This window comes from Streptosporangium sp. NPDC000239 (assembly GCF_040300765.1).
Classification (GTDB): Bacteria; Actinomycetota; Actinomycetes; order Streptosporangiales; family Streptosporangiaceae; genus Streptosporangium.
In genome coordinates this window covers 50,466-76,767 of the sequence record NZ_JBEPEI010000031.1, presented here as the reverse complement: position 1 = coordinate 76,767, position 26,302 = coordinate 50,466, and the positions used below count along the sequence as shown (strand labels likewise).

Genomic DNA, 26,302 nt, shown 5'->3' with positions numbered 1-26,302 from the left:
TCGGGCGCCTTGAGCCAACGCTTTCCCTCGTCGTTCGTCCGCTGCGCTCCCTCACTCCTCAGTCCAGACACCGACGCGCCCAAGCCGACACCCCTCACGCACGGCACTGGTAGGGCCAAGATCAAAGTCTTCGCTTCGGGCTTGTGGTTGGCCGTGCGCTCTTCTTTCCGTGTGGGGGCCGGGGGTCTGAGGGCCGGTGCGGCTCGTCTGTGTGAGCCGGGAGAACTCCTCGTCGTTCTTCGGGCAGGTGGTGAGGCGTGTCCGCCCGAGGGCGGTGGGGCCGTTACCGGGTGGTCTGAGGGGGCCGAATTCCGGGAGGGCTACTTGGAGTGAGGAGAACGGGGATGCTTGCTACCCTGCGGGTCGGGAACGTCTGGTCTGTCATGGCGTGTTCCTTACCGAGGGTCAGGGGAAACGGGTGTTCGACGTCCAGTTCTTCGTCGAGGCGTTCGTCACGATGTTCGTGATCATGGACCCGCCCGGGATCATCCCGCTCTTCCTCGCCTACACGGGTGGTCGTACGGCCCTCGAACGTCGCAGGATCGCCTGGCAGGCCCCCATCGTCGCGTTCTGCCTCATCGTGATCTTCGCTGTTTTCGGTCAGGCCATCCTGGGATACCTGCACGTCGAGGTGGCGGCCATGCAGATCGCCGGTGGCCTCCTGCTTCTGCTGGTCGCCCTGCAACTGCTCACCGGAGACACCGAGCCTCCCGCCAACGCCGTACGGTCCAACGTCAACGTGGCGCTCGTCCCGCTCGGCACCCCACTGCTCGCCGGGCCGGGCGCGATCGTCGCCACGATCGTCTTCGCCCAGCAGGCCGGCCACAAGGACGGCGGCATCCTGGCCCTGGCCCTGGCCATCGCCGTCGTGCACATCCTGCTGTGGGTGTTCATGCGTTTCTCGGTCACCGTCATAAGGGTGATCAAGGAGAACGGCGTGGAACTCATCACCCGGGTCTCCGGCCTCCTCCTGTCCGCCCTGGCCGTACAACTGATCATCACCGCCATCCGCACCCTCCTGAACACCCCCACCTGAGACCGACCCCTTTTCCGTCTTTCGGCTCAGGCCCTCCCGACGCTGTGTGCGAGGGGTTCGGCTCGTGCTTTCCCGGTGCTGGGAGTGAGGGGGTCCAAGCCCGCTCTGCCGAAGGCGGTGTGAAGGGACTTACCGGTGTCGTGTGTGAAGGGTTTCGGTTCGGGCGCGCCGGCGCTTGGACTGAGGAGCGAAGGAGCGAAGCGGATGAGCGACGAGGGAAAGCGTCGGCTCGAAGCGCCCGAACCCCGCGATGCCGTCAGGCGGAGCAAAGAGACAGGGCGCCCGAACCCGCGACGCCGAAGGCGTCGCAAAGAAAACAGGTAAAGTGCGGAAGCGTGACAGCGCGTATCGAGCGAGTGGTGACCGAGGGCGTCGTCGATGTCGACGGCGTCGAGCACAAGGTCGAGAACAACACCTGGATCGTGGGTGACGATGAGGAGGTCATCGTCATCGACCCCGCGCGTGACGCGGAGGCGATCCTGGAGAAGGTCGGCGAGCGGGAGGTGCTGGCGGTCGTCTGCACCCATGGTCTGCCCGACCACGTGGGTGCGGCCATCGAGGTGGCGGCCCGTGACGAGGCCGTGGTCGCGCTCCACCCGAAGGACCGGCCGCTGTGGCGGCTGACCTGGTCGGAGACGTGGCCGGACATCGAGATGGAGGACGAGGGGCTGTTCGGCGTCGCGGGCGTCCAGCTTGAGGTCCTCTCGACGCCCGGCGTCTCGCAGGGCGGGGTCTCGCTGTACTGCGAGGCGCTCGACGCGGTCTTCAGTGGCAAGACGCTGCAGGCCGACGGTCCCGGCAGGATCGGCGGGGAGTATCCCGCGCTGGCCGACCAGCTCACCGCGATCGGCGGCAGGCTGTTCACGCTGCCGCACCGCACCCGGGTGCTGCCCGCGCACGGCGAGGAGTCCACGATCGGCGACCTGGAGCCGCAGTTCGACGCCTGGCTCTCCGGTTCGCTGACCCGCGGCACGGTCGAGGAGAAGGAAGGGCCGCTCACCGACGGCACCAGGGCCGCGGGCATCCGGATCAACCTGAACGACGAGTAGTCCTTTCATGGACCAGCTGCCCCTGGAGGGCATGCCGCGGCGGCTGTACTCGTGCACGCCGTCGCGGTTGAACACCTGGCTGGACTGCCCGAGGCGTTACCGGTTCACCTACCTGGACCGGCCGGCGCCGCAGAAGGGTCCGCCGTGGGCGCACAACAGCGTCGGCGTCAGCGTGCACAACGCGCTGGCCGGGTGGTGGCGGGAGCCGTACGAGCGGCGCACGCCCGTGATGGCGGGTGTCCTGCTGAACAACGGCTGGATCGGCGAGGGGTTCCGCGACGCCGCCCAGTCGGCGGCGTGGCGTGCGCGGGCCCGTGAGATGGTCATGGGCTACGCCGCCTCGCTGGACCCCGCTGACGAGCCGGTCGGGGTCGAGCGTACGGTCGCCACCAGGACGTCCGTCATCGCCGTCTCAGGGCGGGTCGACCGGCTCGACCGGCGCGGTGACGAACTGGTCGTCGTGGACTACAAGACGGGCCGCCGCCCGCTGACCGAGGACGACGCGCGTTCCTCGCTGGCGCTGGCCGTCTACGCCGTCGCCTCCTCCCGGATGATGCGCCGCCCCTGCCACCGGGTGGAGCTGCACCATCTGCCGACGGGCTCGATCGTGGAGTGGGAGCACTCCGAGGAGTCCCTGGCCCGGCACATCGGGCGTGCCGAGGCGATCGCGGTCGAGGCGTCGGAGGCGGACGAGGCCTACCGGGCCTGGGCGGGTGAGGCCCCCCGAGGTTCCCGTACGGCCGCCGCGGGGCGCACGCCACCCGCAGTACCACCTCGGATCGACGAGGTTTTCCCGCCCAGGACGGGCCCGCTCTGCTCCTGGTGTGATTTCCGCGCGCACTGCCCGGAGGGCCGACGGGCCGCCGACGGCCGTCAGCCGTGGGACGGCCTCGGCGACGACTGAGGCGTTCTCGAAGCGTCCCCACAGGTCTCAGGAGCGGTCCTTACGGCACGCCTGAGCGCCCCTTGAGACGAGGTTCCGGGGGCGGGTGATGACTGGGGCGCGGGTGTCCGGAATTTGGCGTTCAGTGCATGAGTATCTCAGGGCTTCTGTCGTGTTGTGCCCCGGATTGATCCGATGAAATATGTATCAAAAGTGGTAGATTATTATATTTGGGGCCAATAACAGAAAATAGGTCCGACGTAATTGCCGCCAACCATTGACGAAAGCACTGATATCGGGTCATAACGGTTGTGACCCAAAACCCACGCGTCACATGGAAGGCGGTGCACTCTCATGGTCGAGACCACGGAGCGCCAAGGCGAGAAGGCCACCTGGCACAAGCCCGGTTACCAGGTCGTCGAGGCGTCGATGGAGATGACGGCGTACTTCCTGGCCACCAGGTAACCGGACGGGGGTTCACGCCATGCGACTGCGAATTCTGGGAACCGCCGCAGGCGGTGGCGTCCCCCAGTGGAACTGTGCGTGCCCCGGGTGTACCGGGGCACGCACCAACCCGGCCTGGCGGCGCACCCACGCGTCGCTGGCCGTCGAGGACCACATCGTCAACGCGACCCCCGACATCGCCGAACACGTCGAGACACTGCGTTCCGGCGGTACGCCCACGGAGCGGACACGCGTCATGCGCGTGGTCCTCACCGACGCCGAACTCGACCACACACTGGGGCTGTTCCGGCTGCGCGAGGCCGACGAACTGGAGATCGTCGCCACCCCCACGGTCCGCCGGGCGCTCACCGGCGGGCTGAGGCTGTCTGAGGTACTCTCCCCGTACGCCGACCTGCGCTGGCGTGACCTGACGGCGGACGGCGAGGTCGCGCTCACCGAGGACGTCGGTGTCCAGGCGGTCCCGGTCTCCGGGAAACGCCCCCGCTACGCCTCGGACGAGGCGGCGGCTCCCGACTGGGTGGTCGCGCTGCGCTTCACCGACCGGGCGAGCGGCGGGACGTGCCTGTACGCCCCGGCCTTCGGCGTCTGGTCGCCCGAGCTTGAGGCGGCGACGGCCGAGGCCGACTGTGTGATCGTCGACGGCACCTTCTGGGACGACGAGGAGCCCCGCCGTACCGGGATCTCCTCGCGCACCGCGACCGAGATGGGCCACCTGCCCGTCGAGGCGACGGCGGAGCGACTGTCCCGGCTGCCCGGCCGGTGCCTGTACACGCATCTGAACAACACCAACCCCCTCGTCGACCCGGACGCGCCCCAGCACAAGAGGCTGGCCGAACTGGGCGTCGAGGTGGCCGCCGACGGAATGGTGATCGAGCTGTGAACGCCGAATCCTGGACCCCCGCCGAGTTCGAGGCCCGTCTGCGGGCCGTGCCCGAGGCGCGATACCACAACCGCCACCCCTTCAACGTGCGCATGCACGCCGGGGAGCTGTCGCCGGAGGAGATCCGCCGGTGGATTCTCAACCGTTTCCACTACCAGCGGCACATTCCGATCAAGGACGCGCTCATCCTCGCCAAGCTGGAGGCGCCGGAACTGCGCCGCATGTGGATCCGCCGTATCCAGGACCACGACGGAAGGCGCGCGGGCGAGGGCGGCATCGAGCGCTGGCTGCGCCTGGGAGAGGCCGCGGGCCTGGACCGCAAGGACCTGCTGTCCGGGGAGGGCGTCCTGCCCGGCGTGCGGTTCGCCGTCGAGGCGTACGTGAACCTGTGCAGGCTGGGGACGCCGCTTGAGGCCGTCGCCGCGTCGCTGACCGAGCTGTTCGCCCCCGACATCATGCGGACCAGGATCGAGGCCTTCGAGCGGCACTACACCTGGATCGACTCCGAGGGCCTGCAGTACTTCAGGGGCAGGATCAGCCAGGGACGGCAGGACAGCGGGGAGGCCCTCGAAATGGTCCTGGAGTGGGCCAGGGGACGGGCCGAGCAGGAGCGGGCCGTGGCCGCGCTCTCCCGCAAGTGCGACGTGCTGTGGGCGCTGCTCGACGCGGTGGACCAGGCGTGACGGCCGCCGAGGCCCCCTCCCCGGGGGCGGAGACCGTGCCCCAGGCCGACTGGCGGCCCCGCCTCGGCTCCGGGATCATCCTGCGGCACGACGCCGTACGGCGGGCCGACCTGCTGGTCATGCCCGAGCGGATCGTGCTGCTTGAGGGCGGGGCGGTCGCCGTACTGCGGCTGTGCGACGGGGTCAGGACCGTGGCGGAGATCGTCGAACGGCTGAGCGCGGACTTCCCCGGGGCGCCGGTGGCTGACGACGTCACCGAGTTTCTCAGCCGGGTGCGCACGGAGGGGTGGGTGCGATGAGTGAGACGGGCGACGGGCCCGCGCCGCCGTGGGCCATGCTGGCCGAGCTCACCCACGGCTGCCCGCTGCACTGCCCCTACTGCTCCAACCCGGTCGGGCTCATCCCGCGCTCCCGGGAGCTGGCCACCGCCGACTGGGTGCGGGTCTTCGAGGAGGCCGCCGCGCTCGGGGTGGTCCACGCGCACCTGTCCGGCGGCGAGCCGCTGCTGCGCGCCGACCTTGAGGAGATCACCGCCGCCGCGGCGCGCAACGGCGTCTACACCCAGCTGGTGACCAGCGGCGTCGGGCTCGACGAGGACCGGCTCGCCCGGTTGGTCGAGGCGGGGCTGCACAGCGTCCAGCTCTCGGTGCAGGACTCGACGGCCGCGGCCTCCGACCTCATCGCCGGGACCCGCTCCTTCGCCGCGAAGGAGCGCGCGGCGGCCCTGGTGCGCGAGACGGGGCTTCCGCTCGGGCTCAACGTCGTCCTCCACCGGCGCAACCTCGACTCCATCGAGGGCATCGTCGAACTGGCCGCCTCCTGGGGCGCCGAGCGGGTCGAGCTGGCCAACACCCAGTTCTACGGTTGGGCGCTGCGCAACCGGCGCGCGCTGCTGCCCACGCGCGAGCAGCTCACCCGGGCCAAGGAGACCGTGGAACGGCTGCGCGAGCGGGTCGAGGGCGTCGAACTGATCTGGGTCGTCCCCGACTACTTCGACGGGGTGCCCAAGCCCTGCATGGGTGGCTGGGGGGCGATCTCGCTGACCGTCGGCCCCGACGGATCGGTGCTGCCCTGCCCGGCCTCCTACGACCTGCCACTGGAGTTCCCCAACGTCAGGGATCACTCGCTTGAGTGGATCTGGCGGCGTTCGGCGGCCTTCGAGGCCTACCGGGGCACGGAGTGGATGAGCGGGCCGTGCGCCGGTTGCCCACGCAAGGAGGTGGACTTCGGTGGCTGCCGCTGCCAGGCCTACGCGCTCACCGGGGACGCGAGCCGTACGGACCCGGCGTGCGGGCTCTCACCCGACCACCACCTGATCACCGAGCTGGTCGAGTCGGCGGGGGACGGGGAGCTGGTCTACCGGCGGCCGGAACGGCTCACCCCGCCGCGCCAGGCGGTCGGCCCGAACCCCTGAGGAACGCGGTTCAGCTGCGCAGGTTCGCCTCGGCGGCGGTCCAAAAGCGGATGAGCGCCGCCGCCGTCGTCTCCGGGGCCTCGACCGCGGGAGAGTGGGCCGCGCCGGGCACGACGACGCAGTCGGCGTTCAGCCGGTCGGCCATCTCCGACTGCGCCATCGGCGGCCAGCCGTCGTCGTGCTCGCCGAACAGCACCAGGGTCGCCACGTCCACCTGGTTGAGCTCGTCACAGCGGTCACGTGCCGCGAGGATCTCCTTGGTCATCACGGACATCCCGACCGGGGAGTTGGCGAAGAAACGCTTGCGCAGGAAGGCTACGATCTCGTCGGGCACCCCGGCGGACAGGGCCTCCGGCTCAAGGTGGGTGTCCCACATCCGTTCGAGCCCCACCTCGGGGGCCCTGGTCAGCATCTCCCGGCCCACCTGCTCTCTGGGGCCGACGATCGCGGCGGGGCCGGTGCTCATCATCGTGTAGGAGGCGAACTTGGTGCGGCCGTCGATGACCGCCTCCCGGGTGACCAGGCCGCCGAAGGAGTGCCCGACCAGGTGGACGGGCTCACCCCTGCCGATCAGCTGCGCCAGCGCGTCGACGTCGTTGCCCAGCGCCGCGCACGTGTAGGCCGACGGGTCGTCGGGGCCGCCCGTCTCGAACTGCCCCCGCATGTCGATCGCGACGACCTGACGGCCCGACTGGGCGAGCGTCTGAAGAACCGCGAGGAAGTCCTCCTTGCTGCCGGTGAGACCGGGAACCAGCAGGGCGGGCATGCGTTCGGCGATGCCGCTGACCGGCAACGCCTCCAGCGCGGCGAACGTGCCGGCCGCAGTCTCCAGCCGACGGGCACGGACGCCTGGAGGCAGGGTCAGAAAACGCGGCGTACTCACGTGGCCCCACGATACCTCTCTTGGTGACATGTCTCCGCGCCCCGAGGCCGGACGTGCCGAGATGCGGCAAAGGGGCGCCACCTCGCGGTCGCGCCCCTCGTCACACCGGTACGGCTAGCCCTGGCGGCGGGGACCCCGCTGCTGGCCCCTGACCTGCGGACGGCGGCGGCTCTGCGCCCGCTCGGAGGCGGCGGACGGCGCGATCTCGTCGTCGTCGGTGGCCAGGTCGGGAGACTGGAAGATCACCGCGAACGGGCTGGGCGGGATGATCTTCTCCGGCTGGGGGCGCGGCGCGGGCGCCTCGTCCTCCCAGTCCTGCTCGTCGTCCCACAGCGGAGCCTCGGCGGCCTCCCCACCGGGACCCTCGTCGGTGAGACTCACCTCGGGGTTCAGGCCTGCCCTCCGGTTGCGGCCCCTGCGGGACGCGGTCTCGGCGGGCCGGTCGTCACGGATGTCCTTGCGGGGCGTCACATCCACGTCCACCTCCAGCTCGGCGGGTTCGACGATCGGGCTCTCGACCCTCCGCGCCGCGAGCGGCGCCTGGGTCTCCTCGGAGACACGGTCCCCCCGCGAGCGGCGGCGCCCGGACTCCTCGTGCTGTGCCTCGGCGACGGCAGGCCGGGACTCCTGGGCCCCCGCGGACTCGGCCGCCTCCGCGCCGGTACGGCCACCGCGGGTGCGGCGCCTCTCCCTGGTGCGGGCGGGGCGCTCACGGCGCTCCTCCCGCTCCTCCTCACGGCCCCTGCGGCCGCGTGAGCGGGTCCGGCCCGTCTCTCCGAGATCTTCGACCTCTTCCGCCGCCAGACCCGCCCTGGAGCGGTTGGCGTGCGGCAGCACACCCTTGGTGCCCTCGGGGATGCCCAGCTCGGTGAAGATGTGCGGTGAGGTCGAGTAGGTCTCGACGGGCTCGGCGAAGTCGAGCGAGAGCGCGTTGTTGATGACCTTCCAGCGAGTGAGGTCCTCCCACTCGACGAAGGTCACCGCGACGCCGGTCTTACCCGCCCGGCCGGTACGGCCGATGCGGTGCACGTAGGCCTTCTCGTCCTGCGGGCAGTCGTAGTTGACGACGTGGGTGACGTCGTCGACGTCGATGCCCCGCGCCGCGACGTCGGTCGCGACCAGGACGTCGATCTTGCCGTTCCTGAAGGCGCGCAGCGCCTGCTCGCGCTGGCCCTGGCCCAGGTCGCCGTGTACGGCCGCCGCGGCGAACCCGCGCTCCTTGAGCTGTTCGACGACCATGTCGCAGGCGCGCTTGGTCTCACAGAAGATCATCGTGAGACCCCGGCCCTCGCACTGGAGCAGGCGGCCCAGGATCTCGATCTTGTCCATCCGGTGCACGCGCCAGACGAACTGGGTGGTCTGCGGCGTCGCCTCGGCCTCGGCGTCGTTGTTCTCCGCGCGCACGTGCGTCGGGCGGTTGAGGTAGCGCCGTGACAGCGCGACGATCTCGCCGGGCAGCGTCGCGGAGAACAGCATCGTCTGCCGCTTGGCCGGGACGAGCTTGATGATGCGCTCGATGTCGGGCAGGAAGCCCAGGTCGAGCATGCGGTCGGCCTCGTCGAGGACGAGCGCGTCGATCTGGCCGAGGTCGAGGTGCTTCTGCTTGACCAGGTCGAGCAGGCGGCCCGGGGTGCCGACGATCACGTCGACGCCCTGCTTGAGCGCCTCGATCTGGGGCTCGTAGGCGCGTCCGCCGTACACGGTGAGGATGCGGGAGCCGAGCTTGCCCGCGGCCGTGACCAGGTCTTCGGTGACCTGGATGGCCAGCTCACGGGTGGGCACGACGATCAGCCCGCGCGGCTTCTTTCGGTTCTTCCTCGGCTTGCCGACACGTTGCAGCATCGCCACGCCGAAGGCGTAGGTCTTGCCGGTACCCGTGCGGGCCTGGCCGATGATGTCCTGGCCGGTCAGGGCCAGGGGAAGGGCCATTTCCTGGATCGGGAACGGTGCGGTGATGCCCTCGGTCTCAAGGGCGTCAGCGATCTCTGGTGTGACTCCGAGGTCTCGGAACGTCGTCAGCTTGGCCTGCCTAATCTCCGTTGAAGGCAGTCCTGCCGGGACCACGGGCGCAAAGGTTCCCCGTGCCGTGTCCTCGCGGAAGGGCTAGCCCTCTCAATGTCATCAGCGACCGCTGCGGCGTCATGCCGACTTGGGGGCGTCCAGGAGCAGGTCTCCTGGATTAACACAGGGCGGTCGCACTTTCACACAGTAGTGTACTCGATACCACAACGTGCAGCCGATTTCTTCGTATTCCAGCTGAAAGGGCAGGCGCCGCAACTCATAGGCTTCCTGCATGAGTGATTCCCCTCCTGGCGTCCCCGACCTGCTCGGAGTGCTCGCCTACGCCGAGTTGACCGCGTTCCTCAGGCTCGCCGAAGACGCCGCGAGACACGCCCCGACACTGACCGACCGGGCCGCGCTCAGCGACCTCGCCGCGACCGAGTACGCCCATTTCCGTCTTCTGCGTGACCGGATAGCCTCGCTCGGGGTCGATCCGGAGGAGGCGATGGAGCCCTTCGTGCGGCCCCTGGACGACTGGCATGCCCAGACCACGCCCTCCGACTGGCTTGAGGCGCTGGTCAAGGCCTATGTCGGCACGGGGATCGCGCTCGACTTCTACCGGGAGGCCGCCGCCCACGTCGACGAAAAGACGCGGGAACTGGTCGAGGAGGTGCTCGTCGACGAGGGTCGTTCCCAGTTCGCGGTGGACCGTGTCGGTGCGGCGATCAGGCAGGACCACAGGCAGGCGGGGCGGCTCGCCCTGTGGGCCAGGCGGCTGGTCGGTGAGGCCCTGAGCCAGGGACAGCACGTGGTGGCCGCGCGCCCCGAGCTGGCGGCGTTGCTGGTCGAGGCGGCCGGGGAGGACATCACCCGGATGTTCGGCAGGCTGACCGAGGCGCACGGCGGGCGGATGGCCGCCCTCGGCCTGACCCCCGGTCCGTGAGCGTCTCCCGGCGTCGGGGGCGGCGCCGGGCGAAAGCGCCATCGGGCGGAACGCCGGGCCAGATGTGGGGTGCGGGAGGAAAAGGCACCCGGCGAGACCACGCGTCGAGGCGCCAAACGGTTGTACCGTGCGAGACATGAGGGCCTCGCGCCGCTATGGCAGTTTCCTAACGAGATGTGGACCGAACCCCTGGACGTCACGTCCGGTGCTGCGAAGGGGAGGCGCCGACTGTCCGGCGGCCCCTTCGGAGGGCCATTCCGCAAGAAGGGCCCGCCGTCCGCGCGGGTGCGGACTCGGAGAGAGGGGAGAGTGCCCCGGGGAGTGCTGAGACCGCACTGAGGCGTCCGCCGACGCCGGTGCGGGACGTCTCGTCTCCGCCGGCGCCGGAATCGCCCAGGGCTCGGTGACGGGTCGCGCCAGGACCGGTGCGCCGGTCTCACGACCGGCGTCACGGCCTGGCGCGAGCCGTACCGGGTCTGTCAGAGAGTGCCGCCGAAGCCGACGGGGCGTGCCTCCTCCTCGCCGATCTCGACGAAACCGAGTGAGGTGATGGGGACGAGGACCCTGCGACCTTTGCTGTCGGTGAGGGAGAAGATCCCGCGGTCGGCGGCGAGCGCCTTGCCGAGCTCCTCCTCGACCTGCTCGGCCGTCAGGTCCGTCTCGACCACGAGTTCGCGGTGCACCGAGCGCACGCCGATCTTGATTTCCATGTTGCTCCCTTTCGACGAGGGTTGCTCGTCCCATGGTCGCCCCATCGGAGGCACGACATGCGGGCTGATCGCGTCAAGCGAACAGCCGGATCAGTGGTCGGCGGTCCTCGGGAAACCGGAGATGCCGCGCCAGGCCAGGCGGGCGATGAGCTGGGTCGCGGCGTCCTTCGGGATGGAGCCGGTGCTGCTGATCCAGTAGCGCGCGCTGACCTCGGCCATGCCGACCAGGCCGACGCCGAGCAGGCGGGCCTCGTCGCTTGAGCAGCCGGTGTCCTCCTGGATGACCTGGCTGATCATCTCGGCGCTCTCGCGGAGGTTGCGCTCCATGCGCTGGCGGACGGGGGCGATGTTGCGCAGGTCGGACTCGAAGACCAGCCGGAAGGCCTCACCCTGGCCGGAGACGAAGTCGAAGAAGGCGCCGATCGCGGCCTGGACGCGCTGCTTGTTGTCCGTGGTCGAGGCCAGGGCGTCGCGGCAGCGGGCGATCATGTCGTCGACGTGCAGGTCGAGCAGGGCCAGATAGAGCTCCTGCTTGCCGGGGAAGTGCTGGTAGAGAACCGGTTTGCTCACCCCGGCGCGCTCGGCGATCTCGTCCATCGCCGCCGCGTGGTAGCCGTTCTCGACGAAGACCTCCTGGGCCGCGTTCAGCAACTGGCGGCGGCGGGCCAGCCGGGGCAGCCGGGTGCCCCGGGGCTTGGCGTCCGGGGTAGTCGTCACGGCGGTCTCCTCGCGGGGTCTCATGCTGTCTCGCTCATCCTACGCGCGGGTAATCCACGTCAGCGATAATCGTCCTCATCAAGATCAACAGCACGGCTCTGCTCCGTGGTGTCCGCCGTGTCGGCCTCCTGGGGGATGTGGTCGGGCCAGGTCGGGGAGTCCTCCTCGCGTGCCGGGCGCTGCTGTTCCACGGCGTCCGCCTCGGGCGCCTCGATGTCGAGTTCCTCGCTGAAAGGCTCCTGCGGCTCGTCCTGCGCGCCTTCGCCGTGAACGTCCATCTCTGACATCTGCCCTCCCGTTGCTCTCCCTGGCTCTCCGGATTCCTCGGTGGACACCTTCCCCGTTCTCTGGGGAATACCGGACATGGCCGGACATCGTCAGCGTACGGCCTCGGATGTGCCCGGTCCCGTGAGCGGGTGTTCGCCCTCGTCCTGTGACGTCTCCGAACACGCGTGCGAGACTTGGGGAAAGCCCCTATCCAGGGAGACGCCATGCGGAGCATCTGGAACGGCGCGGTCTCGTTCGGTCTGGTGACGATCCCGGTCAGGATGTACGCCGCGACCGAACAGCGGAACGTCACCTTCAACCTGGTGCACCGGGAGGACGCGGGCCGGATCAGGCTCCGCAGGTTCTGCGAGGCCTGCGAGCAGGAGGTCCCCTACGCCGAGGTGGCCAAGGGCTACGAACTGCCGACCGGTGAGGTGGTCGTGCTGGAGGGGGAGGACTTCGAGGACCTGCCGTTGTCCACGGCGCACCGGATCGAGGTCCTGCAGTTCGCCCCGGCGGAGCAGATCGACCCGGTCCTGCTCGGCAGGGCCTACTACCTGGAGCCGGACGAGGGGGCCGCCGGGCCGTACGTCCTGTTGCGGGAGGCGCTGGGACGCTCGGGGCGAGTGGGGATCGCGAAGGTCGCGCTGCGGCAGCGTGAGTCGCTCGCGACGCTGCGGGTCAGGGAGGGGGTCCTGGTGCTGGAGACCATGCTCTGGCCCGACGAGGTGCGCCCGGCCGACTTCGCCTTCCTGGAGGAGGAGCCCGAGGTCAGGCCGCAGGAGCTGCGGATGGCCGAGTCGCTGGTCGAGAGCATGACGGCCGACTTCGACCCCTCGCGCCACCACGACGCCTACCGCAGGGCGCTGCAGGAGGTCATCGAGGCGAAGGTCGCGGGCAGAGAGGTCGTCTCCGTGGGCCCGCCGCCGGAGCCGGGCCCGACGGCCGACCTGATGGCCGCGCTGCGGGCCAGTGTCGAGGCCGCCAAGCGGAGGCGTCCCGCCCCCGGGGAAGGCGGGCGGAGGCGCCCTGCGGCGTCCGGTGAGGAGACACGGGGTACGGCGTGAGCCTCGCGTGAGAACGCCCGGCGGAAAGGCGGGCGCGATGAGGACCCCGGAGATTCGAGAATCCCCGGGGCCCTCGCCGGTCTCCACGAAGAACCGTGCTTCGCGTCTATCTGAAAGGCGAATCGATTGGTTCACTCCCGGACGCCCGTATCCTTTTCCTCGCGTATTCGGAGGAGAAAGCGGGAATCGTACCCATTCGCCGGTGGGCGGGAGTTTCGCGGCGACCGCCGGCGCCGGTCGCGCCCGGTCACGTGACTCGGCCTCGTGTCACGTTCACGCCGGGCGCGCCGGACTGACGGTCTGCCGCCGTGGGTCCGCTACGGACTAACGCGCGGCCTCTTCGAGGCCACCACGGCGACCCCGCTCGTTGTCGTTGTCGTTGAAGTTACGGGCAGCGCCACCGCCACCGCCGCCGCCACCGCCGGCGCCGACGTTGTTGGTGTTGATGATGACGAGCCTACGGTGGTGGTGACGCCTCCAGCCGCAGCCCCAGCCGCGGTGGCCCCAGCCACCCCAGCGACGGCCCCAGCCCCATCCGCAGCCGCCGGTGGTGAAGCCGACGCTGGTCTGGAAGGCCGGAACCACGGAGGCCTCGGCGGTCGAGGTCGCGGCACTCATCGCGACGAGCCCGCCCGACAGGGCGGTGCTGAGCGCGAGTCCCGTGAGAATGCTCTTGAACTTGGGCATTTCGTTTCCCCCTTGAAAGGATCGGTTGCCCCCACTCTTTGGGCATTTTCCACACTGGTCGGAAAATGCCCCGGATGACTGTTAATCGGTCATCCTTCGCAGTCTTGTATTTCCGTGCATCTCGCCTACCAAACGGCGATCGGTGGCTTTTACTGTCTCCTTATCTCTCTATTGACGGCGTTGGACTCTTATTAATTGTTTTGATGCGATAAGTCTTTAATGTCGCTTTTGTGCCCACGCTGTACGGCGGGGAGCTATCGTCGAAACGGAAGGCGAACGAGGGGGGAAGTCGTGGGAAGCGAGCCGATTCCGAGCTGGCCCGGAGAGCTGGTCGACCTGGCGGAGAACGGATGGGACGGACGTGTCCACGTGCGCTCGACCCCGCCGGGGCCCAAGGAGAGCGCCGTCTACGTGCACGGCCTGGCGGGCTCGGCGACCAACTGGACCGACCTGATGGGCGAGTTGTCCGACGTGGTCAGGGGATACGCGCTGGACCTGCCCGGCGCCGGGCACTCACCGGAGCCGCCGGGCGGCGACTACTCCGTCGCCGCCCACGCCCGGGCCGTCATCGCGCTGATCGAGCGCGTCTCCGACACCCCGGTCCACCTGTTCGGCAACTCCCTCGGCGGGGCGGTCTCGGTGCGCGTCGCCGCGACCAGGCCCGACCTGGTCCGCTCGCTCACCCTCGTCTCCCCGGCCCTGCCCGACCTGCTGCCCCGGTACGGCCCGGCACGTGTGGCCCTGTCGAGTGTGCCGAAGGTCGGGGAGTGGGCCGTGGGCCGGATGCGCATGCTGCCCGCGGAGCGCAGGATCACGATGACGATGTCCATGTGCTACGCCGACTTCGGTCGGCTCCACCCCGACCGGCTGAAGGAGGCGGCCGAGGAACTGCGGCGCAGGGACGGCCTGCCGTACTCGGCGGGTGTCCTGACGGGCTACGCCAGGGGGATCGTCGCCGAGTACTTCAGGCGGGGTGAGGAGAACCTGTGGCGTCAGGCGGCCCTGGTGGCCGCGCCCACGCTGGTCATCCACGGCAGGCGCGACCGGCTGGTGCACCCTCGCATGGCCGTCCGCGCGGGCCGGGCCTTCCCGCACGTCAGGCTGGTGCTGCTGCCCGACGCCGGACACGTGGCGCAGATGGAGGTGCCCGGCAGGGTCGCCCGTGAGGCCCGCAGGCTCATCTCCGAGTCCATACCTGTCCCGATTGGGGAATGACAGGAGCATCCGGTTAGGTTGTGAATGGTGCGTGCTGTGCCAGCCGTGTCGTCAAAACCCCCTGAAACGGGAGTAGAACTGTGTCGTTGCCACCCTTGGTAGAGCCGGCAGCCGAGCTGACCGTCGATGAGGTGCGTCGCTACTCGCGCCATCTGATCATCCCCGACGTGGGTATGGCAGGGCAGAAGCGCCTGAAGAACGCCAAGGTGCTCTGTGTGGGCGCGGGCGGCCTGGGATCTCCCACTCTGCTGTACCTCGCCGCCGCGGGCGTGGGCACCCTCGGCGTCGTCGACTTCGACGTCGTCGACGAGTCCAACCTCCAGCGCCAGGTCATCCACGGCCAGTCCGACATCGGCAGGCTGAAGGCCGAGAGCGCCGCGGCCAGCGTCAGGGAGATCAACCCCCTGATCGACGTGATCGTCCACAACGTGGCGCTGACCACCGACAACATCATGGAGATCTTCTCCGGCTACGACCTGATCGTGGACGGCACCGACAACTTCGCCACCCGCTACATGGTGAACGACGCGGCCGTCCTGCTCGGCAAGCCGTACGTCTGGGGCTCGATCTACCGCTTCGACGGGCAGGCCAGCGTGTTCTGGGCCGAGCACGGTCCCTGCTACCGCTGCCTCTACCCCGAGCCCCCGCCCCCCGGCATGGTGCCCTCGTGCGCCGAGGGCGGCGTGCTCGGCGTGCTGTGCGCCTCGATCGGCTCCATCCAGGTCAACGAGGCCATCAAGCTCCTCGCGGGCATCGGCGAGCCCCTGGTCGGCCGTCTGATGATCTACGACGCCCTGGAGATGACCTACCGCTCGGTCAAGGTCCGCAAGGACCCCGAGTGCGTGCTCTGCGGCAAGAACCCGACGGTCACCCAGCTTCTGGACGACTACGAGGCGTTCTGCGGCGCGGTCTCCCAGGAGGCCCAGGACGCGGCCTCCGGCTCCACGATCACCGCGACCGACCTCAAGGCCATGCAGGACGCGGACGAGAACATCTACGTGATCGACGTCCGCGAGCCGAACGAGTACGAGATCGTCTCCATCCCCGGCGCCGTGCTCATCCCCAAGGGTGAGTTCACCAACGGCTCCGCGCTGGAGCGGCTCCCGCAGGACAAGCGCATCGTGCTGCACTGCAAGTCCGGCGCGCGTTCGGCCGAGGTGCTGGCGATCGTCAAGAACGCCGGTTTCTCCGACGCCGTCCACGTCGGCGGTGGTGTGCTGAGCTGGATCAAGTCCGTGGACCCCAGCCTGCCGACCTACTAGGCACGGCCGTACCTCACGCCCCGCGGAGCCTCGCTCCGTGGGGCGTGTGTTGTCACGGACATCCGTTGTCATGAGGCGTCCGTTATTTGGGGATAGAGCGGGTGAGATCCCTAGAGGCCGGTTTAAGGTCGAGAATGTGAACGAAGTCCCAGGTCAGCGCAGGCGCGCGTGGATGACGCTGATCATGGCGTCCACGCTGGCGCTGGCCTGCGCGGCCGTGGCGGCGGTCACGGCGGGCGCCGCGGTGACCGAGCTGACCAGGGGCCCCTCCAGGGCGGAGCTCGACCGCGCCGTCGCCGCCGAGACCGCGGGCCGCTGGCGGGCCTGGCCGGCCGGGCGGATCTTCCCCGAGACCGTCGGTTACGCCGCCGAACAGGGTGGCAGGGAGCAGGCACACCGGGTGGGCATCTCCCCGGAGACCCGCTGCGACCGGGCCGTCGACCCCGGGCTGCGTGAGGCGCTGCGTCGTACGGGATGCCGGGGGGTGCTGCGCGCCACCTACATCGACGCGCTCCAGGGGGTCGTCGTCACCGTCGGCGTCGTGGCGTTCGCGGGGGAGCGGGAGGCGGCCAGGGCCAAGGCCGCGCTGCCCAGGACCGGCCGCCCCTCCCCGGGCCTGCTGGCCCTCGGCTTCCCCGGTACGGTCACCGACCGCTTCACCGCCGTCGGCAGGCAGCGCGGCCTGGTACGACAGGCGGGGCCGTACGTGGTGATGACCACGGTCGGCCAGGTGGACGGCAGGCCGGGCAAGGCCGTGGGAGAGCAGCGGCCGACGATCTTCGCCTTCACCGGGGACATCGCCGACCGGATCCTCGCCGGGCTCGCGACGCCGGAACGCCCCGACTGCGGCTCCGAGTCTGCTGGACGGTGGCGGTGCTGAGGGTACGGCGGGCGGTTGTGGCGCTCGCGCTGACCGGGCTCTGGTTGGTGCCCGCCGTACCGGCCGGGTGGGCCGACGAGGTGCGGGGCAACCAGCGGCAGGTGCTGCGGACCCTGGACCTGGCCGACGCCTGGCGCGTCTCCAAGGGGGCGGGCGCGCTGGTCGCGGTGCTGGACTCGGGGGTCGATCCCGTCCACCGCGACCTGGCGGGTTCCGTCACCGAGGGCAGGGACTTCACCGTGGGCGCCAACCCACGGGGAGTGGCCCCCTCACGGCTGCACGGCACCTACATGGCCTCGCTCATCGCCGGGCACGGGCACGGTCCCGGCGGGGGCAGCGGGGTGATCGGCGTCGCGCCCAAGGCGAGGATCCTGTCCGTGCGGGTGATCCTGGAGGACGAGGAGCCGGGCTTTCGCACCTTCAACACCGCCGAGCGGTTCGAGAACGTGGTGGCCAAGGGCATCAGGTACGCCGTCGACCACGGCGCCGACGTGATCAACATGTCGATCTCGAAGGAACTGGCGACCAGGGAGGAGCGGGCGGCGGTCCGCTACGCGATCTCCAGGGGGGTCGTGCTCGTCGCCGCGGCGGGCAACGAGGGGGCGGGCAGGCCGGAGGCGACCGGCTACGCCCCCTACTCCTATCCGGCGGCCTTCCCCGGGGTGGTCTCGGTCGCGGCGGCCGACCGCAGGCTGCGCCGGGCCTCCTTCTCCAACTGGAACCCCTCGGTCGTGGTGGCGGCGCCCGGGGTGGACATCCTCGGCGCGGGGCCGGGCAACGAATACTGGATCGGCCGGGGAACCTCCCAGGCGACCGCGTTGGTCTCCGGAGTCGCCGCCCTGATAAAAGCGAAATATCCGAAAATGTCGCCCGCGTTGGTCGCGCAGGCCCTGACCAAGGGGGCGACCAGGCGGCCCAGCGGAGGCTACGACACCGGCATGGGCTTCGGCGTGGTCAACGCCCCCCGCGCGCTGGCCGAGGCCGCAAGGATCTCCCGCCACACCCTGACCGCGGGCGGGGACGGCGTCCACGATCCCGCCCTGCCGATGGGCGCGGCGGCCGGGCCGGTCCAGGTGATCCGGCGTGACCGGCGCGGGATCGCCCTCAACGGCGGGGTCGCCGCGGCCGCCGCGCTCTGCGCGACCGCCTGCCTGGTGACGGCCGGATTCGCCGTCCGCCGGGCCCGTACGGCTCCCGCGCCGCCCTGAGGGGTGCCGGGGACGGCAGGGTGCGACCCGCCAAACACACTCCGGCGATAGGGCGGCGGGGGCGCGCGACGTAGCATCGAACTATGTCGAAGCCCGGGCGGTCCCAGGAGCCTGAACGGCATCTGGAGGCCTCGGGACCGCACGCGGGCGGCTCCCAGGCTCCGTCCGCCGGTGGACACACCGGTGGGCGCGCCGGGGGCCGTGCCACGGGCTGGCCTCCGAGCGGTTCCCGGGTGCCCCGGGGCTCCCGTCCCCGCAGGAGCACCGAAGGCGGCGCTTCCGGAGCCCCCGGCGCGCCGCGACGTGCCAGGGTCCGGACCTGGCCCGCCGCGGGGCGCCGGGAGAACGGCTGGCACCGCCGTCCCGCGCTTGAGCGCGTCGAGGCGGCGAGCCTCGAAGAGGGCATGCGCCTGCGGGTGATCTTCCTGATCCTGATGGGCGTCATCCTGGCCATCGCCGTGAGCGACGTGCTCGCGGGCGCGGTCGGCGTCCTCCGCGAGACCAGGGCCCGCCCGCTGACCCCCGCCGAGCAGGCCCGCTACATCCAGGAGGACATCGCGGCCCGCTGGCACACCTGGTCGGCCGACCTGATCTTCCCCACCGAGCTGCAGTACGTCGCCCTCGGCCGCGCGCAGCAGTACGCCAGACGGATCGGGCTGGCCCCGGAGACCTCCTGCGGAGCGGGGCTCGACGCCCCGGTCGGCTCGGTGCTCTCCGAGCACGGCTGCCTGACCCTGCTGCGGGCGACCTACGTGGACCAGACCTCGACCTTCGTGGTCACGGTCGGCGTGGCCGTACTCGGCAGTGAGGAGCGCCGGATCGCCGCGACCGGGCAGCTGCCCGTGGACGACCGGGTCGGGGTGCGCCCCGTCGCCTTCCCCGGCACGGCGGGCGAGCTGTTCGGCGCCGCGCAGCGCCAGCACAACTCCTGGATCGCGGCCGGGCCGTACGTCGTCCTCTCCACGGCCGGATACGCCGACGGCCGTACGCGTGAGGCCGTTCCGCCCGAGGAGATCCTGCACAGCGAGCTGTGGCCGACCGCCCAGTCCATCGCGGGACGCATCGCCCGTGCCCTGGGAGACGAGCCGAGCGCCGTACCCCAGTGCACCCAGGGGAACGTGTGCTGAGGCGGCTGGGGGCCGCGGGAGCCCTGATCACGCTCTGTCTGGGGGTCTGCGCCCCGGCGGTCGCCGACGACGCGCGCCGGGACCAGCGCTGGGTGCTGGAGAAGATGAACGTCGAGCAGGCGTGGAAGATCACCAAGGGGGCCGGGGTGACCGTCGCGCTGGTCGACAGCGACGTGGACGCCCAGGTCCCGGAGCTGCGCGGCAGGGTGACCGTCGGGCCCGAGATGGGTTCGGCCGGGCCGGTCGGGGACGACGCGAAGGAGATCTGGCACGGCACCGCGATGGCCTCGCTCATCGCGGGGGGAGGCCGGGGCGAGGGCGGCCTGCTGGGGATCGCCCCCGAGGCGCGCGTCCTGTCCCTGCCGCTGATCCTGCGTGACAGCGAGCAGAGCGCCCCCCCGCTCCCCGAGCAGGACCAGCGCACCGGGACGAACAGCCCGGTCGCCCGCGCCATCCGCTACGCGGCCGACCACGGCGCCAAGGTCATCAGCATGTCCCTGGGGGCGTACGGCCCGCAGAAGAGCGAGCGTGAGGCCGTCTCCTACGCCCTGGCGAAGGGGGTCGTGCTGGTCGCGGCGGCCGGCAACGACGGGGAGACCCCCTACGCGGTCAAGAAGGACACCTCCTTCTGGAGCTTCCCCGCGGGCTACTCCGGGGTCATCGGCGTGGGCGCGGTGAACGAGCGGAGCGAGCCCGCCGGGTTCAGCAGCGACAACCTGTCGGTCCTGGTCTCCGCGCCGGGCGTCGAGGTGCCCGTGGTCGTTCCCGGCGGGGGGTACCGCCCCTCGGACGGGACCAGTTCGGCGGCGGCGCTGGTCGCCGGAGTCGCCGCACTGATAAAAGCGAAATATCCAGATATCCCGCCTTATTTGGTGGCGCGAGCGTTGAGTTCGACCGCCACCTCCGCGCCGATCGCCGGATACGACGACCATGTCGGTTTCGGTGTGGTCGACGCGGGCGCCGCCCTGGTCAGGGCGGGGGAGTTGCTGCGCGCCTCGGCGGGCACGCCACCCGACGAGGGGGAGCGTCACTTCGGGGCGGGCCTCCCGACCGAGGAGCCCGCCAGGCCCGGCCCCGACGTCCTCAGGCTCTGGGTGTACGGCACCGGCCTGGCCGTCGGCCTGCTCGCGTTCTGCTGGACCGTGGTGACACTCACCCGGCGTTCCGGATAAATGCCATATAGCGTCATATATGGGACGGGCTTTGATTCGGTTCGAAGTCTTTTTGGACACCGTTCGGACGCGGACGGCTCCATGCGGCTTCTCACGGTCCGGCGAACGTCGAACATTCGCTAATGTCGCGCATCATGGGGTACGAGTTGCGCGTGGAGCGCCCGGCGCCTCTCGCCTTCGCGGAGCTCGCGAACGTGCTGGGGCGAGCGGGGTTCGAGTTCCGCGGTTCGCAGGAGAAGGGTGAGGTCCTGGCCCGCCACGGCGACGGGGTCCACGCGGTGGCCGTCTGGGACGGCAAGCTCTCGGGCGCGCCGGGCTCCGACTGGCAGGTGGCTCAGCTCGCCAGGGTCTCCGCGCTGCTCGGCGCCCGCCTGGTCGGTGAGGACGGCGAGCAGTACGCGATCCGTGACGGCCTCGTCGAGCAGCTGAACGGCTCGACGGCCTACGAGTTCGGGAAGATCGACGAGATTCTCGCGGCCGGACCCTCCGTATGGAGTCAGTAGGCCACCCGACCCCCTACGCCGAGCGCGTGCTCGACCTGGTCGAGCGCATCCCCGCCGGCAGGGTGATGGCCTACGGCGACATCGCCGAATACCTCGGCGAGGGCGGTCCCCGTCAGGTCGGCAGGGTCATGTCCACCTGGGGCGGCGGCGTGCCGTGGTGGCGTGTCGTGCACGCCGACGGGACCCCGGCTCCCGGGCACGAGGCGCGCTGCCTGGCCAGGTGGCGCGAGGAGGGCACACCCATGCGGGGCGAGCGCGCCGACATGCGTTTCGCACGCTGGGACGGTCTACCAGAAATCACGACGTAACCGGCTTCTTCGTGGCCCACTAACATTGCCTAGGACAGCGCTCTGTCCGAAAGGCGGTGCCCCCTTCATGGCCACAGGCGTCACGCCCGCCCGAACAGGTGGCGACTCCGTCGCCGACCGTCTTCGGGTTGTCCAAGATCTCTGTGACCGGGGAGAACCGCTCGAATCGATCCTCTCGGCCGTGACAGCCGAGGGACTGACACCCGCGCAACGCCGCCGCTTCGACGCCGGAGTCCTCTCCGGTCCGCTCGGCAGCCGCCTGGATCTCGCGGTCAAACGCGGCGCCGTCCGCCGCCGCGAGTTCGTCACGCTCTTCAAGCCCTACATCACGGGTGTCGATCCCAAGGTCAAGCGTGACCTCCCGGTCGCCAGGAGACTCGCCTTCCACCTCGTCGAGCACCGTACGATCGACGACCTCGCCGAGGGCGACGCGCTGCAGAGCCTCACCACCGCGGCGGCCGAGCCCTCCCGGCGGGTCCGCAGACGCCTGCGCTGGTACGCCAACCTGCCCCTGCAGGACGAGCTGCCCGAGGCCATGTACCGGCTGCGCGCGGCCGACCTGATCCCGATGACGCACATCGAGGACGTCTCCTGGACCGGCGGGCGGCTGCGCGTCACCGGGCACGCCTACCTCGCCGGGCTCTCCGTCCGCAGCCCCCGCTTCAACCGGGCCTTCGTCGTGCTGCGCGGCCCCCGCTGGCTGCCTCCCGTACGGCTGCGCACCCGCAGGGTCCTGCGCCCCGAGGCCACCCACGGGGCCCGCGAGCCCGGCTGCAACTACGACTGGTCCGGCTTCGTCGCCGAGATGCCCGCCTGGCCGCTGCGCTGGCGCGGCGCCCTGCGCTCCCTGGTGAACGGCGTCAGGCGGACCCTGCGCCGCAGGGAGACCGTGCCCGACACCACCACCTGGCGGGCCGAGATCGCCATCTGGAGCCGTGGCGCCCGAGCCACCGGCCTGCTCCGCGGCCCCTCGAACGGCCGCACCGAGCGTCCGGCCGGGTTCGAGCTCCCCGGCGGCTGGTGGATCCGTCCTGTCTGGACCTCCGACCGCGCGCTGCAGATCGCCCTGCAGCCGACCAGGGCCGAGCTGACCGGAATCCGCCTCGACGGCGACCGCCTCGAACTGACGGTCTTCCTGCCCGGCGGGGAGCACACCAGGGGACAGGCCCGGCTCGACGGCCACCGGATGTCCGCCGAGTTCACCCCCGTCGAGGGAGGCACCCAGGTCGTCGTGCCGCTGGCCGTACCCTCGCTGCTGCAGGAGCGCGACGGCGGCAGGCTCTGGATCGAGCCGAAGGGCGACCCCGCCGCACCCGTCATGATCGGCCAGGCCAGGGAGAGCCGGCTGGTCGTCGGCGACCGGGAGATCACCGTGCTGCGCGACCGGCGCGACCGCGTCAGCGTCGCCGCGCACCGCATCCGCCCCGTCATCTCCTCCGCCACCTGGGACGAGGAGGGCACGCTCACCATCGAGGGCTCCTACCCCGGTTCGGGGGCCGCCGAGCTGACGCTCAGGCACCGTGGCGGGACGGTCCACACCGTGCCGATGGAGCGCGCCGACGACCGCTTCGCCGTACGGCTGACGCCCTCGGCCATGCCGAAGTTCGGCGAGGCCGTCGCGATGGGGAGCGGAAGCTGGAGCATGACCACCCGCGACCCCTCGGGTGAGGTCGTCCCCCTCCGCGTGGACCACGCCGCGCTGGACACCCTCGACGAGGAGCCGAGGGTCCGCGACGGCAGGGCCTACCGCCTGTTGTCCACCAGGTTCGACGTGCCCGTGCTGATCGTCGCCGAGGACATCCCCGACGACGAGAAGGGCGCCGGGGGCCTGTACGCCCTGCAGCGCTCCTTCTATCCCGACCAGCGGCGTCGTGAGCTGGACGAGGCCACCGTCTACGTCGCCTACGACGGCCGCCAGTACGAGGGCAACGTCCGCGCCATCTACGAGGAGCGCGTACGGCGCGGTGACGACCGCGCGCACGTCTGGATCGTCAAGGACGGCGCCTTCACCCCGCCCGGTTCGGCGGAGCTGGGGTTCGGCTCGGGCATCCGGCCGACGGTGGTCAGGGCGGGCAGCCGGGAGCACTACGCCGTGCTGGCACGCTCCCGGTACGTCGTCACCAACGGTTTCCTGCCGCCCTGGTTCCGGGCCCGCGACGACCAGATGGTCGTGCAGACCTGGCACGGCAGCCCGCTCAAGCGCCTGGGCAACGACCTGCCCCACATGTCCCGTGACCCGAAGCCCGCCGCCTGGCACAGGCAGGCCGCCGAGGTGCGCGGCTGGGACCTGCTGGTCTCGCAGAGCCCCTGGGCGACCCCGATCCTGCGCAAGGCGTTCGGCTACCACGGGGAGGTCCTGGAGTGCGGCTATCCCCGCAACGACGTGCTCTCCTCGCCCGAGCGGGACGAACTGGCCGCCCGGGTGCGCCGCAGGCTCGGCGTCGCCGACGGGGTCAGGGTGGTGCTGTACGCGCCGACCTTCCGCGACTACGACCGCAAGAACTCCTCGCTCAAGCTGGACCTGGCGCGGGCGCACAAGGCGCTCGGCCCGGGACACGAGTTCCTGATCAGGGCGCACTCGATGCAGGCGGCGCCCAACATCCCCGAAGGGCTTGGCCGCGATGTCACCGCTTATCCGGATATAACGGACTTATTGCTGGTGGCGGATGTGTTGATCACTGACTACTCGTCCGTCATGTTCGACTTCGCGGCCACCGGCAGGCCCATGCTCTTCTTCACCTACGACCTGCAGCGCTACTCGACCAAGCGCGGCCTGTACCTCGACCTCGCCGCCGAGGCCCCGGGACCGCTGCTGACCAACGGCGCCGACGTCATCGAGGCCCTCAGGACCATCGACACCGTGGCCGCCGCCCACGCCGAACGCTACGAACACTTCCGCAACACCTACGCCCCCCGAGACGACGGCAAGGCCACCCCCCGCCTCGTGGACCACATCTTCACCTGACCCTCGTCCCAGGTCACAGGCGGGACCGCGCCTCCTGGACCTGACGCAGCACGCCGTCGGCCCGGGACGACCCGGCGATGGAACCCGCCTCGTCGAGAAGCCTCAGCGCCTCGTCGCGGCGACCCTCCCCGGCCGTGACATAGGCGAGCCCGACCAGGTTGGCGGCGACACCCGGAAGGAACCCGGCCTCACGGCGGAGCCGCGTCGACTCCTCCAGGCGCTCCCTTGCCGCTCCCAGCCGGCCCGCCCGGTGCTCCGCGATACCCAGGTGCCGGAGGGCGTAGGACGCGGTCAGGGCGTCACCGGCACGCACCGCCCGCCGGTGGGACTGTTCCAGCACGGGAACCGCGGCGGTGTCGTCGTTCCGTACGACCTGGTGGAAACACCCGATCCAGAACAGGGCCTCCGCCTCGCCGCGTACGTCCCCGAGGCTCCGGTAGAGCTCGGCGGCGCGTTCGAACAGACCTGGTTCGTACGCCTCCCGGCGCCCGTCGGCCAGGAACCGCGCGTGCGCGACCCGCCCCCGGGCGAGGGAGAGATCGGCCTCGACCGCGTCCAACTCCCGATCGGCCGCCGCCACGGCGTCGGCGTCACCCCCGAAGACCGCCCGCTCGTACAACGCCCCGGCCCGCTCGATCCGATCGTCCGCGCCCATCTCGTCCCTCCGCCGCCTTACGGGTCGTTCACAGCCTCGGCAGAGGCTACTCCCGGGTCCCTTGAGGCGTACCGGTGATCGTGGATATCGTGATTTGTGGTACGTTCCCGCTCGTAAGGTGCAGCGCTCCTCGGTGAGCGCGTCGGGACATCCGGCCGGCACGGCAGCCTCAGCAAGGCTGTCTGGATCTCTCAGTGGAGAGCGTGCTCAGCCATGCCCGCAACCTTCCCCTCGCGCGTACGCGCGGTCCTCCTGCTCGTGGCCCTCCTTCACCATCCTGAAGGAGTCCGGCTCCCCGACGATCGCCGGCGGGTCTGAGGACGACCCCGTTCTTCGACGGCGCCGTCTCGATCCGTGCCTCGGTCCATGTCCGCTCCGGCGCGGGGCCCGCCGCCACCGAGCCTCGCAGGCCCTTCTGACGCTGGGCCGGTGTCTCTCCACCGGCCCGAACCCTGACCACACCATCCGAAGGAACACTTTCATGATTCTCGTCACCGGAGGCCGCGGCGCGGTCGCCACCCAGCTGACCGCCCTGCTGCACCAGGCAGGCCACCCCGTACGCGTCGCCTCCCGCGTTCCCGGCGAGCTCCGCGTCCCCGACGGCGTCGCGACCGTCACCTGCGACCTCGGCGACCCGGCCACCTTCCCTGCCGCCCTCCACGGTGTCAGCGCGGTCTTCCTGTACGCCGAGGCGTCACACATCGACGAGTTCGTCGGCGCCGCCACCACGGCGGGCGTCAAGCACGTGGCGCTGCTGTCCTCAGCCAGCGTCCTCGACCCCGGCGCGGCCGACAACCCGCTGGCCGCCTCCCATCTCGACGTCGAGACCGCCCTGCTGAACTCGCCGCTGACCACCACGCTCCTGCGCCCCGGCTCCTTCGCGGGCAACGCGAGCGCCTGGGCGTGGGCGATCAAGGCGGGGCAGCCGGTGAACCTGCCCTACCCGGGCTCCTACACCGACCCCATCCACGAACGGGACATCGCCGAGGTGGCCTTCACCGTGCTCACCGACCCCCACCACCAGGGCGGAAACCTCCACCTGACCGGCCCGCGGACCCTCACCTTCAGCGAGCAGATCGACCGGCTCTCCGAGGCCGTCGGCCGCCCGATCACCGTCAACCACGTCACCTCCGAGGAATGGAGGCGGGAAGTGGCGGCCTACATCCCCGCGTCCTACGCCGACGCCCTGCTCGACTACTGGCACGCCAACGACGGCCGCCCGACTCCGCTCAGCGACACCGTCGAACGGGTCACCGGCCACCCGGCCCGCCCGTTCACCACCTGGATCCGGGACCACATCGCCGAATTCGTCGAGTAACCCT

At 70.6% G+C, this 26,302-nt stretch carries 26 protein-coding genes and 1 pseudogene; 20 read left to right on the top strand and 7 right to left on the bottom strand.

Annotated features, from left to right (window positions below):
• The first annotated feature begins 418 nt into the window (after nt 1-418).
• The 8 genes and pseudogenes from ABT340_RS40600 to pqqE all read left to right on the top strand — a co-directional run bounded on the left by ABT340_RS40600 (nt 419) and on the right by pqqE (nt 6,410).
• Nucleotides 419-1,036, top strand: coding sequence for a MarC family protein (locus tag ABT340_RS40600; protein ID WP_352016271.1), 618 nt, complete (start codon nt 419-421; stop codon nt 1,034-1,036).
• Nucleotides 1,037-1,371: 335 nt separating this feature from the next.
• Nucleotides 1,372-2,085 (top strand): MBL fold metallo-hydrolase, encoded by a 714-nt coding sequence (locus tag ABT340_RS40595; RefSeq protein ID WP_352016270.1) that lies wholly within the window; start codon nt 1,372-1,374, stop codon nt 2,083-2,085.
• Nucleotides 2,086-2,092: 7 nt separating this feature from the next.
• Entirely contained in the window at nt 2,093-2,989 is an 897-nt protein-coding gene (locus tag ABT340_RS40590; protein ID WP_352016269.1) for a RecB family exonuclease, read from the top strand.
• A 354-nt stretch (nt 2,990-3,343) separates the two neighbouring features.
• Nucleotides 3,344-3,433, top strand: a pseudogene (locus ABT340_RS42560) (pyrroloquinoline quinone precursor peptide PqqA); the annotation flags it as partial.
• A gap of 19 nt (nt 3,434-3,452) precedes the next feature.
• Nucleotides 3,453-4,313 (top strand): pyrroloquinoline quinone biosynthesis protein PqqB, encoded by an 861-nt coding sequence (pqqB, locus tag ABT340_RS40585; RefSeq protein WP_352016268.1) that lies wholly within the window; start codon nt 3,453-3,455, stop codon nt 4,311-4,313.
• Complete coding sequence (gene pqqC / locus ABT340_RS40580) at nt 4,310-4,996, top strand: pyrroloquinoline-quinone synthase PqqC (RefSeq protein WP_352016267.1); 687 nt, start codon at nt 4,310-4,312, stop codon at nt 4,994-4,996. The genes pqqB and pqqC overlap by 4 nt, the downstream gene beginning before the upstream one ends.
• Nucleotides 4,993-5,295, top strand: a complete 303-nt coding sequence (pqqD, locus tag ABT340_RS40575; protein ID WP_352016266.1) for a pyrroloquinoline quinone biosynthesis peptide chaperone PqqD — start codon at nt 4,993-4,995, stop codon at nt 5,293-5,295. Before pqqC ends, pqqD begins: the two co-directional genes overlap by 4 nt.
• The gene (gene pqqE / locus ABT340_RS40570) at nt 5,292-6,410 is read left to right on the top strand and encodes a pyrroloquinoline quinone biosynthesis protein PqqE (RefSeq protein WP_352016265.1); all 1,119 of its coding nucleotides are present in this window, start codon (nt 5,292-5,294) and stop codon (nt 6,408-6,410) included. The genes pqqD and pqqE overlap by 4 nt, the downstream gene beginning before the upstream one ends.
• Before the next feature lie 10 nt (nt 6,411-6,420).
• Here the strand turns inward: pqqE and ABT340_RS40565 are convergent, their stop codons facing one another.
• The gene (locus ABT340_RS40565; RefSeq protein ID WP_352016264.1) at nt 6,421-7,293 is read right to left on the bottom strand and encodes an alpha/beta fold hydrolase; all 873 of its coding nucleotides are present in this window, start codon (nt 7,291-7,293) and stop codon (nt 6,421-6,423) included.
• A gap of 114 nt (nt 7,294-7,407) precedes the next feature.
• Nucleotides 7,408-9,222, bottom strand: coding sequence for a DEAD/DEAH box helicase (locus ABT340_RS40560; RefSeq protein WP_352016263.1), 1,815 nt, complete (start codon nt 9,220-9,222; stop codon nt 7,408-7,410).
• Between the two features lie 364 nt (nt 9,223-9,586).
• On the opposite strand from ABT340_RS40560, the gene ABT340_RS40555 reads away from it, so the two are divergent.
• On the top strand, nt 9,587-10,237 hold the full coding sequence (locus ABT340_RS40555; RefSeq protein ID WP_352016262.1) for a ferritin-like fold-containing protein: 651 nt from the start codon (nt 9,587-9,589) through the stop codon (nt 10,235-10,237).
• A 479-nt stretch (nt 10,238-10,716) separates the two neighbouring features.
• Here ABT340_RS40555 and ABT340_RS40550 read toward each other — a convergent pair whose 3' ends face one another.
• The 3 genes from ABT340_RS40550 to ABT340_RS40540 all read right to left on the bottom strand — a co-directional run bounded on the left by ABT340_RS40550 (nt 10,717) and on the right by ABT340_RS40540 (nt 11,951).
• Nucleotides 10,717-10,947: a DUF3107 domain-containing protein gene (locus ABT340_RS40550; protein WP_184718831.1), complete on the bottom strand. Its 231-nt coding sequence runs from the start codon at nt 10,945-10,947 to the stop codon at nt 10,717-10,719.
• 90 nt (nt 10,948-11,037) lie between these two features.
• Entirely contained in the window at nt 11,038-11,664 is a 627-nt protein-coding gene (locus ABT340_RS40545; protein ID WP_352016261.1) for a TetR/AcrR family transcriptional regulator, read from the bottom strand.
• 59 nt (nt 11,665-11,723) lie between these two features.
• Complete coding sequence (locus ABT340_RS40540) at nt 11,724-11,951, bottom strand: Rv3202a family protein (RefSeq protein WP_352016260.1); 228 nt, start codon at nt 11,949-11,951, stop codon at nt 11,724-11,726.
• Between the two features lie 204 nt (nt 11,952-12,155).
• Between ABT340_RS40540 and ku the strand changes: the two genes are divergently transcribed.
• Complete coding sequence (gene ku / locus ABT340_RS40535) at nt 12,156-12,998, top strand: non-homologous end joining protein Ku (protein WP_352016259.1); 843 nt, start codon at nt 12,156-12,158, stop codon at nt 12,996-12,998.
• 324 nt (nt 12,999-13,322) lie between these two features.
• Here ku and ABT340_RS40530 read toward each other — a convergent pair whose 3' ends face one another.
• Entirely contained in the window at nt 13,323-13,685 is a 363-nt protein-coding gene (locus ABT340_RS40530; protein ID WP_352016258.1) for a hypothetical protein, read from the bottom strand.
• Between the two features lie 291 nt (nt 13,686-13,976).
• Here ABT340_RS40530 and ABT340_RS40525 point away from each other — a divergent pair, with 291 nt between their 5' ends.
• From ABT340_RS40525 to ABT340_RS40485, 9 genes are all read left to right on the top strand, one after another.
• On the top strand, nt 13,977-14,900 hold the full coding sequence (locus ABT340_RS40525; RefSeq protein ID WP_352016257.1) for an alpha/beta fold hydrolase: 924 nt from the start codon (nt 13,977-13,979) through the stop codon (nt 14,898-14,900).
• A gap of 80 nt (nt 14,901-14,980) precedes the next feature.
• Nucleotides 14,981-16,162, top strand: coding sequence for an adenylyltransferase/sulfurtransferase MoeZ (gene moeZ, locus ABT340_RS40520; RefSeq protein WP_352016256.1), 1,182 nt, complete (start codon nt 14,981-14,983; stop codon nt 16,160-16,162).
• A gap of 136 nt (nt 16,163-16,298) precedes the next feature.
• A complete protein-coding gene (locus tag ABT340_RS40515; protein WP_352016255.1) occupies nt 16,299-17,042 on the top strand; it encodes a hypothetical protein in 744 nt (247 codons plus the stop codon).
• The gene (locus tag ABT340_RS40510) at nt 17,030-18,250 is read left to right on the top strand and encodes a S8 family serine peptidase (RefSeq protein ID WP_352016254.1); all 1,221 of its coding nucleotides are present in this window, start codon (nt 17,030-17,032) and stop codon (nt 18,248-18,250) included. Before ABT340_RS40515 ends, ABT340_RS40510 begins: the two co-directional genes overlap by 13 nt.
• 83 nt (nt 18,251-18,333) lie before the next feature.
• Entirely contained in the window at nt 18,334-19,377 is a 1,044-nt protein-coding gene (locus ABT340_RS40505; RefSeq protein WP_352016253.1) for a hypothetical protein, read from the top strand.
• Entirely contained in the window at nt 19,371-20,549 is a 1,179-nt protein-coding gene (locus tag ABT340_RS40500) for a S8 family serine peptidase (protein WP_352016252.1), read from the top strand. Before ABT340_RS40505 ends, ABT340_RS40500 begins: the two co-directional genes overlap by 7 nt.
• Before the next feature lie 122 nt (nt 20,550-20,671).
• Entirely contained in the window at nt 20,672-21,052 is a 381-nt protein-coding gene (locus ABT340_RS40495) for a hypothetical protein (protein ID WP_352016251.1), read from the top strand.
• A complete protein-coding gene (locus tag ABT340_RS40490) occupies nt 21,040-21,360 on the top strand; it encodes an MGMT family protein (RefSeq protein WP_352016250.1) in 321 nt (106 codons plus the stop codon). The genes ABT340_RS40495 and ABT340_RS40490 overlap by 13 nt, the downstream gene beginning before the upstream one ends.
• A gap of 181 nt (nt 21,361-21,541) precedes the next feature.
• The gene (locus ABT340_RS40485) at nt 21,542-24,325 is read left to right on the top strand and encodes a CDP-glycerol glycerophosphotransferase family protein (RefSeq protein ID WP_352016249.1); all 2,784 of its coding nucleotides are present in this window, start codon (nt 21,542-21,544) and stop codon (nt 24,323-24,325) included.
• Between the two features lie 13 nt (nt 24,326-24,338).
• Here the strand turns inward: ABT340_RS40485 and ABT340_RS40480 are convergent, their stop codons facing one another.
• Entirely contained in the window at nt 24,339-24,980 is a 642-nt protein-coding gene (locus ABT340_RS40480; protein ID WP_352016248.1) for a hypothetical protein, read from the bottom strand.
• Nucleotides 24,981-25,461: 481 nt separating this feature from the next.
• On the opposite strand from ABT340_RS40480, the gene ABT340_RS40475 reads away from it, so the two are divergent.
• Complete coding sequence (locus ABT340_RS40475) at nt 25,462-26,298, top strand: NAD(P)H-binding protein (protein WP_352016247.1); 837 nt, start codon at nt 25,462-25,464, stop codon at nt 26,296-26,298.
• Nucleotides 26,299-26,302: the final 4 nt, after the last annotated feature.